This window comes from Streptomyces silaceus (genome assembly GCF_001419745.1).
GTDB classification, from domain to species: domain Bacteria; phylum Actinomycetota; class Actinomycetes; order Streptomycetales; family Streptomycetaceae; genus Streptomyces; species Streptomyces silaceus.
The window spans coordinates 21750-35207 of record NZ_LIRJ01000025.1 but is presented as its reverse complement, the minus strand read 5'-3'; the positions used below and the strand labels follow the sequence as shown (position 1 = coordinate 35207).

2 protein-coding genes (1 of these 2 cut by a window edge) are annotated in these 13458 nt (G+C 76.0%); both read left to right on the top strand.

The features are described from left to right. On the top strand, positions 1-4513 hold the 3' portion of the coding sequence (locus AOK22_RS40650) for a non-ribosomal peptide synthetase (RefSeq protein ID WP_055696833.1). Its footprint begins 19085 nt before the window's first position; 4513 of the gene's 23598 nt are visible here — the last part of the coding sequence; the start codon falls outside the window, past its left edge; its stop codon occupies positions 4511-4513. Then, positions 4510-13458: an SDR family NAD(P)-dependent oxidoreductase gene (locus AOK22_RS02325; RefSeq protein WP_055696832.1), complete on the top strand. Its 8949-nt coding sequence runs from the start codon at positions 4510-4512 to the stop codon at positions 13456-13458. Before AOK22_RS40650 ends, AOK22_RS02325 begins: the two co-directional genes overlap by 4 nt.

Genomic DNA, 13458 nt, shown 5'->3' with positions numbered 1-13458 from the left:
CACCGCCTGCTCCTCGGCGCTCGTCGCGATGCACCACGCCGTCCAGGCGATGCGCGCGGGCGACGCGGAGGCGGCCGTCGTCGCCGGGATCACGCTGCTGCCGGACGCCGGCGGACACCGTCTGTTCGACCGGCGCGGACTGCTCAACACCGAGCCGGAGTTCCACGTCTTCGACCGGCGGGCCCGCGGCTTCACTCCCGCCGAGGGCGTGGGTGTGCTGTTGCTCAAGCCCCTCGCCGCCGCCGAGGCCGACGGCGACCGGGTGCACGCCGTGATCAAGTCGGTGGCGGTCAACAACGACGGCAGGACCGCGGGCCCCGCCACGCCCAACCCGGCCGCCCAGCAGGGCGTCATGGCCCGCGCGCTGGCCCGCGCCGGGGTCGCCGCGGACGACGTCACGTACATCGAGACCAACGCGGCGGGCTCCCCGGTTCCCGACCTCATCGAGCTCAAGGCCATCGCGGCCGTCTACCGCGCGGGGTCCGACACCCCCTGCTCCCTCGGCTCGGTCAAGCCCAACATCGGGCACCCGCAGTGCGCCGAGGGCATCGCGGGCGTCATCAAGACCGTCCTCATGCTCCGCCACCGCAGCATCGTCCCGTTCCTCAGCGGGCAGCAGCCGCTGGAACACTTCGACTTCGGCGCGGTGCCGCTCCGCTTCGCGCGCACCCTCGTCCCCTGGCCCGACGCGCCGCTGGTGGCCGCCGTGTCCAGCTTCGCGGACGGCGGCACCAACGCCCACGCGATCCTCGCGGGACGGCAGGAGGGCGCGGGAGGCGAAGGCCGTCGCACGCGGCAGCCGCTGGCCCGGCCGCGTCTCAAGCGGCGCCGGCTGCCGACCGCCCGCACCGAGCGGTTCGCGATCGTCGGCATGGCCGGGCACTACCCCGGCGCGAGCGACCTCGCGGCCTTCTGGGAGAACCTCAAGGCGGGCCGCGACAGCGTGACCGAGGTGCCGGCCGACCGCTGGACGCCGCAGGAGGGCACCGGTTCGCGCTGGGGCGGATTCCTCGACGACGTCGACCGGTTCGACGCCGACTTCTTCCGCATCTCCCGCCCCGAGGCGGAGATCACCGACCCGCAGGAGCGCTGGTTCCTGCGCACCTGCTGGGAGGCGATCGAGGACGCCGGATACACCCCGGCCACCCTCGCCGAGGCCAAGGGCCCCGACCGCCGCCGCGCGGTCGGCGTCTTCGCCGGGGCCATGCACAAGGACTACACGCTGGTGGCCGCGGAGGCCGCCGCGCCGGTGCCGCTCAGCCTCAACCAGGGGCAGATCGCCAACCGGGTCTCCTTCGTCTGCGACTTCCACGGCCCGAGCATGACGGTCGACACCCTGTGCTCGTCCTCGCTCACCGCGCTGCACCTGGCGGTGGAGAGCCTGCGCCGCCACGAGTGCGAGGTCGCCGTCGCGGGCGGCGTCAACCTCTCGCTGCACCCCGGCAAGTACCGCACCTACGGCCAGGTCGGCATGCACTCCTCGGACGGCCGCTGCCGCTCCTTCGGCGAGGGCGGGGACGGCTACGTGTCGGCGGAGGGCGTCGGCGCGGTGGTCCTCAAGCCGCTCGCCGCCGCCGAGGCCGCGGGCGACCACATCTACGCCGTCGTCGCCGCGACCGCCGTCAACCACGTCGGCTCCGCCAGCGGGTTCAGCGTGCCGAGCCCGGTCGGCCAGGCCGCCGTCGTCTCCGCCGCGCTCGCCGCGGCCGACGTCGACGCGCGCTCGATCGGCTACCTGGAGGCCCACGGCACCGGCACCTCGCTCGGCGACCCGATCGAGATCCGCGGCCTGACCACCGCCTTCTCCCGGGACACCGACGACACCGGCTTCTGCGCGCTCGGCTCGGTGAAGTCCAACATCGGGCACGCGGAGTCCGCGGCCGGCGTCGCGGGCCTGACCAAGGCGGTCCTCCAGCTCCACCACCGCACGCTGGTGCCCTCGCTGCACGCGCAGACCGTGAACCCGCTGCTCGGCCTGGACGACACGCCGTTCCGGATCCAGCGCGAGACCACGGCGTGGACCGCGCCGCCGGAGGGACCGCGCCGCGCGGGCCTCAGCTCCTTCGGGGCCACCGGGGCCAACGCGCACATCGTCCTGGAGGAGTACGTGCCGGCCGCGCCGCAGCCGTCCGCCGCCGCGTACGCGCCCGCCGCCGCGTACGCGCCCGCCGCCGCGCAGCCCGCCCTGGTGCCGCTGTCCGCCCGCACCGAGGAGCAGCTGCGGCACAGCGCGGCACGGCTGCGCGACGCGCTCACCGCGTCGGCGTCCTCGCCCGCCGGGCCCGGCACGGAGCGGACGCTGCGCGACATCGCGTACACCCTTCAGGTCGGCCGGGTCGAGTGGCCCGTACGCGTCGCCTTCGTCGTCGGGGACCTCACCGAACTGGCGCGGCAGCTCGACGAGTTCGTCGTCCACCGCACACGCCCGGCCGCGGGCGCCACCGGGCTGCACGAGACGGCACGGCGCTGGACCGACGGCGAGACCGTGGACTGGCAGGCCCACCTCGGGGCCGTGTTCCCGGGCGCCGACCGGCCGCGCCGGGTGGCCCTGCCGACGTACCCCTTCGCGGGGGACCGGCACTGGGTTCCCACCGAGGGCGGCACCCCGCTCCCGAAGTCCGGCCCCGCCACCGCCGCCGCGGAGGCTCCCGTCGTCCCGCCCAACGGGCTCCTGACCGTGCCCCGCTGGGTGGAGTCGGCCGCCGTCCCCGAGAGCGGCCGCGCCCCGCGCGCCGTGCTGATCGCCGCCGACCGGACGGGCACCCCGCTCGCCGACGCCCTGGCCGAGCACTACCGACGCGGCGGCGCCCGGGTCACCCGGCGTCCCCTCGACGGGCCGCTCGACCTCGACGCCTCCGCCCCCGACCGCGTCCACGTCGTCACCGGCCCGGCCCCGGACACCACCGGCGCCACGGCCGGGCCCGAACTCGCCCTGCTGCGACTGGTCAAGGCCGTCCAGCGGCAGGCGCCCGCCGGGACGACGACGGACCTCGGCGTCGTCACCCAGGACACCCAGTCGGTCGCGGGCGAGCAGAGCGTCGCGCACGGCGCGGGCCTCGCGGGGCTCAGCTACTTCGTGGCCCGCGACTCCCGGCGCTTCGCCGTGCGCAACCTCGACGTGGCGAGCGCCGACCTGCGCACGCCCGAGGGCCGCGCGGCCCTCGCCGCCGCCGTGGCCGCCGAACCGGCGACCCCGGCCGGTGACCTCGTCGCGCTGCGCGCCGGACGCAGGTACCGGCAGGAGGTCCGTCCGGTGGAGCCGTCCGAGGCGGCCCGGCCCGGACTGCCCGGCATCCGGCCCGGCGGCACCTACGTCGTGGTCGGCGGCAGCGGATTCGTCGGACGCGTCGTCAGCCGCCACCTCGTCGACCGCTACGACGCCAAGGTGGTCTGCGTCGGCCGCCGGCCGCAGGACGACCCCGCCGTGCGCGAGGCGCTGTACGGGGACCGCGTCGGCTACGTCCAGGGCGACATCACCGACCCGGCACAGGCGCGGCGGGCGATCGCCGAGGCGAAGGCGCTGCTCGGCCGGATCAACGGCGTGCTCTTCGCCGGCGCCACCCGGATCACCGGCGCGCCCGGCGCCCTCGCCGACCTCGGCGAGGACGAGTTCCGCGACCACTACGAGGTGAAGGCCGCGGGCGCCCGCCATGTGTACGAGGCCGTGGCGGACGAACCGCTCGACTTCCTCTGCTACTTCTCCTCGGCGCAGGCCTTCTCCTTCGGCGGGGCGGGCACCCACGCCGCCTACGCGGCCGGCATCACCCACGCCGACGCCTTCGCCCGCTCCGTCGCGCCCGGCGCGGCGTTCCCGGTCGGCATCGTCAACTGGGGCGCCTGGCGCGCCTCGTTCGGCGACGCCGCGCGGGACTACCCGACGCTCGGCTTCCTGGACGACGCCGAGGGAGCCGCCTGCTTCGACACCGCGGTGCGGCTGCTGCGCGCGGACCGGTACCGCCAGGTCGTCGGCATGCGGGCGGCGGCGCCCTCGGCGGCCCGCGCGGTGGCACCGCAGCGCCCTGAGAGCGGTGCGCCCGCCCCGCGGCCGAGCACCGCGGGCCGGGGCGACCGGCGCCCCGAACTGCGGCGGCTCCTCGTGGAGCGGCTCGCCAAGACGCTGCGCGTGCCGAAGGAGGAGCTGTCGCCGTCGACGGCGTTCGCCGACCTGGGCGTCGACTCGATCACCGGCTCGACGTTCGTCGCGCAGCTCGCCGAGGAACTCGACATCGAACTGAACGGCGCCGCCCTGTACGAGTACTCCTCCGTCGAGCGGCTCGCCGACCACCTGGCAGGCCTGCTCGCCCCGCCGGCACCGGAACCGCCCGTGTCGCACCTGACCGAGCCACAACCGGAACCGGCCGCGCCCCCGGCGACCGTGCCGGAACCCGTGGCGCCCGCACCACCGGACGACCTGATCGTGAAGCTGGAGGCGCGTTTCGCCGCCGGAGAGCTCTCCGCCGCGGACGTGCTCGACCTGCTCGACGCCGAACTGGCCACGAGGGAGCAACGATGAGCAGCGCGGACTTCCGCGACATCCTCGACGGATACGCGCGCGGCGCGGTCGGCGCGGACCAGGCGCGCGGTCTGCTGGACGCGGCCCGCCGGACCGGTGCCGCACCGGACGAGACCCCGGCGCCGGCGCCGACGGCACCACGCCGGGACGACCCGCGGATGCTGGACATCGCCGTGGTCGGCATGTCCGGGCAGTTCCCGGGAGCGTCCGACGTGCGCGCGTTCTGGCGGAACCTCACCGAGGGCCGGGTCGGCTACGGCGAGCTGCCCGGCCACTACGTCGCCGCGGACGACCCCGGCGGCTACCGCTGGGGCGGCGCGCTGGCCGAACGGGACAGCTTCGACGCCGAGTTCTTCGGCATCCGTCCGCACGAGGCGGACCTGATGAGCCACAACCAGCGGCTCCTCCTGGAGGAGAGCTGGCACGCCCTGGAGGACGCCTCCCTCGACCCGACGTCCCTCGCGGGCTCCCGCACGGGACTGTTCATCGGCGCCGAGCCCACCGGCTACCCCCACGAGTCGTTCACCGGCGCCTCCGACGCGCTGGTCGCCTCCCGGCTGTCGTACTTCCTCGATCTGCGCGGCGCCGCGCTCGTCGTCAACACGGCGTGCTCGTCGTCCCTGGCCGCCGTGCACCTGGCCTGCCAGAGCCTGCGCTCGGGCGAGTCGACGCTCGCGCTGGTCGGCGGCGTCAACGCGGGCCTGGACGCGCGGGGGCTCGACCTCCTCGTGGACAGCGGCGCGATGTCGCCCAGCGGACAGTGCCGCACCTTCGACGCCGACGCCGACGGCACCGTCTACTCCGAGGCCGTCGCCGTCCTCGTGCTGAAGCGGCTGTCCGACGCCGTGGCCGACGGCGACCACATCCACGGCGTGGTGCGCGCGACCGGCATGAACCAGGACGGCGCCAGCAACGGCATCACCGCGCCGAACGGCGCCGCGCAGGAGGAACTCGTCCTCGACACCTACCGGCGCTTCGGCATCCCCGCCGAGCGCGTCGGCTACGTCGAGGCCCACGGCACCGGCACCGCGCTCGGCGACCCCGTGGAGGCCAACGCGCTGGTGCGGGCCTTCCGCCGGCTCACCGGTGAGCGGGAGTTCTGCACGATCGGCAGCGCCAAGTCGCACATCGGCCACACCGGTGCCCCCGCGGGCGTCGTCGGCCTGATCAAGGTCCTGCTGTCCATGCGGCACGGCCGGCACGTCGGCATGCCGACCCTGCGCCGCCTCAACCCGCTCATCGGCTTCCAGGACTCGGCCTTCGTCCCCGACGAGACGGCAGGACCCTGGCAGAGCCCCACCGGCGCCCCCCTGATGGCGGCGGTCAACTCCTTCGGGCACAGCGGCACCAACGCACACGTCGTGGTCGAGCAGTACGTGCCCGCCGCGGACCCCGCGGACCGCGGCACGGACGACGGCACACCGCGACTCGTCCCGCTGTCCGCCCGTACCCCCGAGCGGCTGCGCGCCTACGCGGCCGTGCTCGCGGACCACCTGGAGAACCCCGCCCCCGAGGCGCCCCGGCAGACGGCCCCGCGGCCGGTGGACGCCGCCCGGGTGTGCGCGCTCGTGGCGGACGTGCTCGGCGTCGCCGCCGACGAGATCGACGCGGACGAGCGCCTGGACTCCTACGGCGTACGTCCGGAACAGTTCGCCCGCATCGGGGAGGCCCTGGACACCGCGTTCGGGCCGCGCCTGGACGCCGACGCGCTCCACGGGGGGCGTACCGCGGGCGAGTTGGCGCGGCTGGCGCAGGACGCGGAGCACGCCGCCGTCGAGGGCGACGGGGCCGGGGACCGGCACGGGGGAGCGCCGTCGCTCGACGACGTGGCGCGCACCCTGCAGCTCGGCAGGGCGGAACTCCCGGCGCGCGCCGCGCTCGTCGTCCGCGACCGGGCCGAACTCGTCGCCGGGCTGCGGGCGTTGGCCGCGGGCCGGGAACTGCCCGAGAACGGCTGGGCGGGCGAGGTCGACACGCGGGGCGACGTCGTCCGGCTCTTCGCGGACGACGAGGAGCTGGGCGAGGCCGTCGGCAAGTGGCTGGAGCGCGGCAAGCTCGCCCGGGTCGCGGAGCTGTGGGTGCGGGGCGGGCCCGTCGACTGGGCCCGACTGCACCGCGGCGCCACGCCGTACCGGGTGCCGCTGCCGGGCTATCCGTTCGCCAGGACGCGGCACGGCATCGCGGTGACCGCACCCGCGTCCACGCCGACGCCGGTCGTGCCGAAGCCCGCGCCGACGCCTGTGCCGGCGCCCGCGGTGGCCTCCGTGCCGGTCGCTGTCGAGCCCGCCGCCGAGCAGCGTCCCGAGCGGCTGCTCGCGGCGGTGGAGGACCGGATCGCGCTGATGGCCACGGAGCTGACCGGCGCCGCGGACCGTGACGGCGGTGCCGGGGTCGACCCCAAGGACCAGCTGGACCGCTTCGGCATCGACTCGATCACCCGCACCCGGCTGAACCAGCTCCTGAGCGAGGCTTTCCCGGCGGCCTCGCGCACGCTGTTCTTCGACTTCGCGAAGGTCGAGGGCGTGGCCGGGCTGCTGGTCGAGCAGTTCCCCGACGCGTGCAGGACGTTCCTCGGGTGGGACGGGACGGCGGTGGCGACGCCTGCCGCGGCCCCTGCCGCCGAGTCCGTCGCGGTCGTCGAGGCCCCGGCGCGGGAGCCGGAACCGGAGCCGGCCGTCGAGCCCCGGCCCGAAACGGCCACCGGGACCACCGCCGACAGCGTGTCCGAGGACGCCTCCGAAGACGCCCCGGAAGCCGACGAACTCGACGGCGCCGTCGCCGTCATCGGCATGAGCGGGACCTTCCCCGAGGCCCCCGACCAGGACAGCTACTGGCGGCTCCTGATGGAGGGCCGCTCCGCCGTCACCGAGATCCCCGGCCGCCGCTGGGACTGGCGGGACCACTACGACCCGCACCCCGAGGGCGCGGACCTGGTGCGCAAGAGCCACTCCAAGTGGGGCGCCTTCCTCGACGGGTTCGACCGGTTCGACCCCGCGCTGTTCGGCTTCACCGAGCAGGAGGCCCGCAACACCGACCCGCAGGTGCGGCTCTTCCTCCAGGAGTGCTGGAGGGCCCTGGAGGACGCGGGGTACGCCCCCTCGAAGCTGCCCGCCGACGTACGCGGCCGCATCGGCGTGTACGCGGGCGGCGCGAAGCACGGCTTCACCCAGCTGGGCTCCGAGGGCCGCCTGGAGATGCCCCGCACCTCCTTCGGCGACATGGTCAACCGCGTCTCCTTCCAGTTCGACCTCGGCGGCCCCAGCAAGGCCGTGGACACCGCCTGTTCCTCCGCGCATGTCGCCCTGCACGAGGCGGTCGAGAGCCTGCGCTCGGGCCGCTGCGACCTCGCGCTCGCCGGTGCCGTGAACCTCTACCTGCACCCGTCCACGTACGTCGAACTGGCCACCGTGGGACTGCTCTCCGACCGCTCCGACTGCGCGTCGTTCGGCGCGGAGGCCGCCGGGATCGTGCCCGGCGAGGGCGTCGGCGCGGTGCTGCTCAAGCCGCTGCGGCAGGCGCTGCGCGACGGCGACCCCGTGCGCGCGGTCATCCGGGGCAGCGCCGTGAACCACAACGGCCGGACCATCGGCTTCACCAGCCCCAGCGCGCAGCGGCAGGCCGAGGTGATCCGGACGGCGCTGCGCGACGCCGGGGTCGACCCGCGGACGGTCGGCTACGTGGAGGCCACCGCGAACGGCTCCGAGATCGGCGACGCCGTCGAGATGACGGCCCTCACCCAGGCCTACGAGGACCGGTCCGGCACGAGCGGACGGTTCCGCATCGGCTCGCTGAAGCCCAACATCGGGCACGGCGAGGCGTCCGCGGGCATGGCGCAGCTGTTCAAGGTCGTCCTCGCCCTCCAGCACCGCACCCTGCCGCCGACCCGGCTGCCCGACGAGTTCAACCCGGCCATCGACATCGAGCGGCTGCCCTTCGAGCTGTCCGCCGAGCCCGTCCCGTGGGAGCGGGTCGTCGTGGACGGCGAGCCCGTGCCGCGCCGCGCGGGCATCACCGGCCTCGGCGGCGGCGGGACCAACGCGCACGTCGTGGTCGAGGAGGCCCCCGAGCCGGCGCCGCGCACCCCGTCGGCGGTCCGCGCCCCGGTCGTCTTCACGCTGTCCGCGCACACCGAGGAGCGGCTCGGCGCGTACGTCGACGCCTGGCTCGACTTCCTCGCCCTGCGGCCCTCGGCCGACCTCACGGACATCGCGTACACGCTCCAGGTCGGCCGCACGGACCTGACGCACCGTCTGGCGGTCGTCGCCTCCGGGGCCGAGGAGCTGCGCGGGCACCTCACGCGCTGGCGCCGGGGCCGCCCCTCCGACGCCGTGTTCGCGGCGACCGCGGCCCGCGTCGACGGCAGCGGGGTCGGCGCGGCCGTGCGCGAGCGGGACCTCGCCGGGCTCGCCGATCTGTGGGCGCGCGGCGCGACGGTCGACTGGACCGGGCTGTACGGGGAGGGCGAGGACGCGCCCAGGCGGCAGCCGGGGCTCCCGACGTACCCGTTCGAGCGCAAGGTCTGCTGGATCGACGCCACCGCTCCCGCGCCCGCCGTGGCCGCGCGGACCTCCGCGCAGCCTGCGGCCGGTCATCCGCTGATCGGCTCCGTCGTGCAACTCGCCGACGGCGCGACGGTCTTCACCGGCGACGTGTCGCTCGCCACCCACCCCTGGATCGCCGACCACGCCGTGTCCGGCACCGTGCTCTTCCCGGGCACGGGCTTCGTGGAGATGGCTCTGCACGCCGGGCGGACCCTGGGCTGCGCACGACTGGAAGAGCTCACCCTGGAGGCGCCGCTCACCCTCACCGAGCAGGGCGGTGCCCGCCTCCAGCTCGTCGTCCAGGCGCCCGACGCCACGGGCGGCAGGCCGGTGGAGGTGTACTCGCGGGCCGGGACGACGGACGGGGAGGCGACCGCCACCAGCGGTGCCGACCGGCAGGATGGTCAGGGCGAGCAGCCGTGGACGCGGCACGCCACCGGACTGCTCGCGCCCGACGACGCCGAGGCGGGCTTCGACCTCGCGGTGTGGCCGCCGGAGGGCGCACGGGCCGTACCGGTCGACGACTACTACCAGGTGATGGCCGACGCCGGTTACGCGTACGGCCCGGCGTTCAGCGGGCTGCGTGCCGTGTGGCGGCGCGGCGACGAGGTGTTCGCCGAGGCCGCGCTCGACGACGCGGCGGACGCCGCCCGCTACGGCGTGCACCCCGCGCTGCTCGACTCGGCCCTGCACGCCATGGGCTTCGGCGGGTTCGTCCGCGACGGCGGCGGACTGCTGCCGTTCTCCTGGTCGGGCATGCGGCTGTTCGGCGGGGGAGCCGCCACGGTGCGGGTGCGCCTCGCCGGCGCGGGCACCGACGCGGTCTCCGCCCTGGTCGCCGACGCCACGGGACAGGCCGTGGCCGCCCTGGACTCGCTCGTCCTGCGCCCGTTCGGCGGCGCCCGGCCCGGCGCCGCGCCGACGGCCGCTCTGCCCGACGAACTCCTGCGCCTCGACTGGGTCCCGCTGACCCCGGCCGAGGCACCTGGTGGGACCTGGAGCGCGGCGGGCCCCGACGACCTCGGCCTCGCCGACGCCCTGCGCCGCGCGGGCACCGACGTGTCCGACGACGGCACCGCCGACCTCGCGCTCCTGTCCCTGCACGCCGAACGGCCCGACGACCTGCCCGCCGCCGTCAGGGCCGCCACCGCGCGGGCCCTCGACCTGGTGCGCGGCCTGCTCGCCGACGAGACGCGCGGCGCCGCCCGTCTGGTCGTCGTGACCCGCCGCGCCGTCTCCACGCGCGTCGGCGACGACATCGAGGACCTGACGCACGCCCCCGTGTGGGGCCTGCTGCGGGCCGCGCAGGCGGAGAACCCCGACCGGCTGCTCCTCGTCGACGTCGACGAGGACCCGGCGTCGGCCGCCGCGCTGCCCGCCGCCGTCACGGCCGCCACCGCCGCCGGCGAGTCGCAGGTCGCGCTGCGTGGGGGAGAGCCCACTGTGGCCCGGCTCGCCCCGCTCGCCTCGGACGGCGCGCTCGTGCCGCCGGGCGACGGTGCCGCCTGGCGCCTGGACACCAGCGGCGCGGGCACCCTGGAGAACCTCGCCCTGCTGCCCTGGCCCGCCGCCGAGGCGCCGCTCACCCCCGGCCAGGTCCGCGTCGAGGTGCGCGCCGCGGGGCTCAACTTCCGTGACGTGCTGGGCGCGCTCGGCATGTACCCGGGCGAGCTGACCCTCGGCGCCGAGGGCGCGGGCGTGGTCACCGAGGTCGGCACCGACGTGGCCCACCTCGCCGTCGGCGACCGCGTGATGGGCCTGTTCCCGAGCGGGCTCGGCCCCGTCTGCGTGGCCGACGCGCACACGGTCGTCCGGATGCCCGACGGCTGGTCCTATGAACAGGCCGCCGCCGTCCCGGTCGCCTTCGCCACCGCCTACTACGGCCTCGTCGACATGGGCGGCCTGAGCTCCGGCGAGTCCGTCCTCGTGCACGCCGCGGCGGGTGGCGTCGGCATGGCCGCCGTCCAGCTCGCCCGGCACCTGGGCGCCGAGGTCTTCGCCACGGCGAGCGAGGGCAAGTGGGACGCGGTGCGCGACCTCGGCGTGCCCGACGACCACCTCGCCTCCTCGCGCGACCTCGACTTCGAGGAGAAGTTCCGCACCGTCACCGGCGGGCAGGGCGTCGACGTCGTGCTCGACTCGCTCGCCCGCGAGTTCGTCGACGCCTCGCTGCGCCTGTTGCCCCGCGGCGGCCGGTTCGTGGAGATGGGCAAGACCGACATCCGCGACGCCGGACAGGTCGCGACCGAGCACTTCGCCGTGCGCTACCGCGCGTTCGACATCGTGGACGCCGGACCGCGGCGCATCGGCGAGATCCTCCACGAGATCGTGGACCTCTTCGCGCGCGGTGTCCTCAGCCATCTGCCGCGGCGCACCTGGGACCTGCGGCGCGCGCCGGATGCCTTCCGCTTCATGAGCCAGGCCCGGCACGTCGGGAAGATCGTCCTGACCGTGCCGCGGCGGCCCGACCCCGAGCACACCGTCCTGATCACCGGCGGCACCGGCATCCTCGGCGGCCTGCTCGCCCGCCACCTGGTGACCGCACGCGGCGCCCGGCACCTGCTGCTGCTCAGCCGGCGCGGTCCGGACGCCCCCGGCGCGGCCGAGCTGACCGCCGAACTCACCGCCGCCGGCGCCCGGGTGACCGTGGCCGCCTGCGACGTCGCCGACCGCGCGCGGCTCGCCGAGGTCCTCGACGCCGTGCCCGCCGCGCACCCGCTCGGCACCGTCGTGCACACGGCGGGCGACCTCGACGACGGCGTGTTCGACGCGCTGACCCCCGAGCGCCTCGCCCGCGTGCTGCGGCCCAAGGCCGAGGGCGCCTGGAACCTGCACGAGCTGACGCGGGACACGGACCTCGCCGAGTTCGTGCTGTTCTCCGGCGCAGCCGGCGTCCTCGGCAACCCCGGCCAGTCCAACTACGCGGCCGCCAGCTCCTTCCTGGACGCGCTCGCCCAGCACCGCAGGGCGCTGGGGCTGCCGGGCACCTCCCTCGCCTGGGGCTACTGGGAGCAGGCCACCGGCCTCACCCAGCACCTCAGCGAGGGCGACACCGGCCGGATGGCGCGCGGCGGGCTGCTGCCGCTGCCCTCCGCGGACGGGCTCGCGCTGTTCGACGTGGCGCGCGGCGCCGACGAGCCGCTCCAGGTGCCCATGCGCCTCGACCTCGACGCGCTGCGCACCCAGGCCGAGGCGGGCGCCGGGCACCCCCTGCACCGGGGGCTGATCCGGGCCGTGGCGCGGTCGTCGACGGCGGTCGCCGCGCCGTCCGGCGCCGCGCTGCCCGACGACCTCGCCGATCTCCCCGAGCCCGAACAGCGGGCCGCGCTCCTGGAGCTGGTCTGCGCGCAGGTCGGATCGGTCCTGGTCACCGATCCGTCGACCATCGGCGCCGACACCGGGTTCGTGGAGCTGGGCCTGGACTCCCTGACCGCGGTCGAACTCCGCAACCGGCTGAGCCGCGCCACCGCGCTGCGGCTCCCCGTCACCCTGGTCTTCGACCACCCGGCGCCGGGGCCGCTGGCGGACTATCTGCTCCGACGGATGGCCACGGCACGCCGGGGCAAGGGAGGCAGGCCCACGGCGAAGACGCGGACTGCCTCGGCGGAGACCGCGCAGACCGTCCAGGGGGCGACCGCGCAGGACGCCCCGGCGGTGGCGGTGCGGTCCACCCCGCATGGTGAGGCCCCACCGGTGAAGGCGACGGCTCAGGCCGCCGCCCCCGCCGAGCCCGCACATCGTCGCCTTCTCGCCGACGCCGGCCTCGAACAGCTCGGTGCCGTACTGGAGTTCGGCTGCCGTGACGGTGACGCCCTGGCCGACCTCGCGGACGGGCACCCGGCGCTGGTCGTGCATGGCGCGACCGGCGACAAGGAGCTGGCCGAGTCGGCCGGGCGGCGCATCGCCGAGCGCGGTCTGGACGACCGCGTCGCCCTGGTCCACCGGGGCGGCCCGCTCGAACCGTTCCCGGGGCTGTACGACCTCGCGTACGGCGTCGACGCCTGCTGGCGCGTCGAGGACAAGCAGGCCCTCTTCGCCCACCTGGACGCGGCGGTCGTGGACGGGGGCGAGGTGCACCTCGCCGACTACCTGTGCACGCTCAGCGGCGATCTGGTCGACCCCGCCGCCGGGGTCGACGTGCCCACCGCACGTACCTGGGCACAGGTGTTCGCGCGGAACCGGTTCGTGATCGAGGAACTGCGCCCGTACGACGCGACGGACGCGGGCACCGACACCGGGACCGACATCGATCCCGCCCTGGCCGAGCCGCTGCGGCACGGCTGGATCACGCACCGCCTGTTCCGGCTGCGCAAGCTCGCCTCCGCCACCGAGGAGGACCGCCTGCGGACCAACCGGGCACACCTGGCCGAGACCACCGCGCAGCCGCGCGCCCCGCGGAGCTGA

Bases quoted from the DNA above. Each gene is read 5' to 3' on its own strand.
- AOK22_RS02325 (WP_055696832.1), top strand. From the start codon at position 4,510: ATGAGCAGCGCGGACTTCCGCGACATCCTCGACGGATACGCGCGCGGC.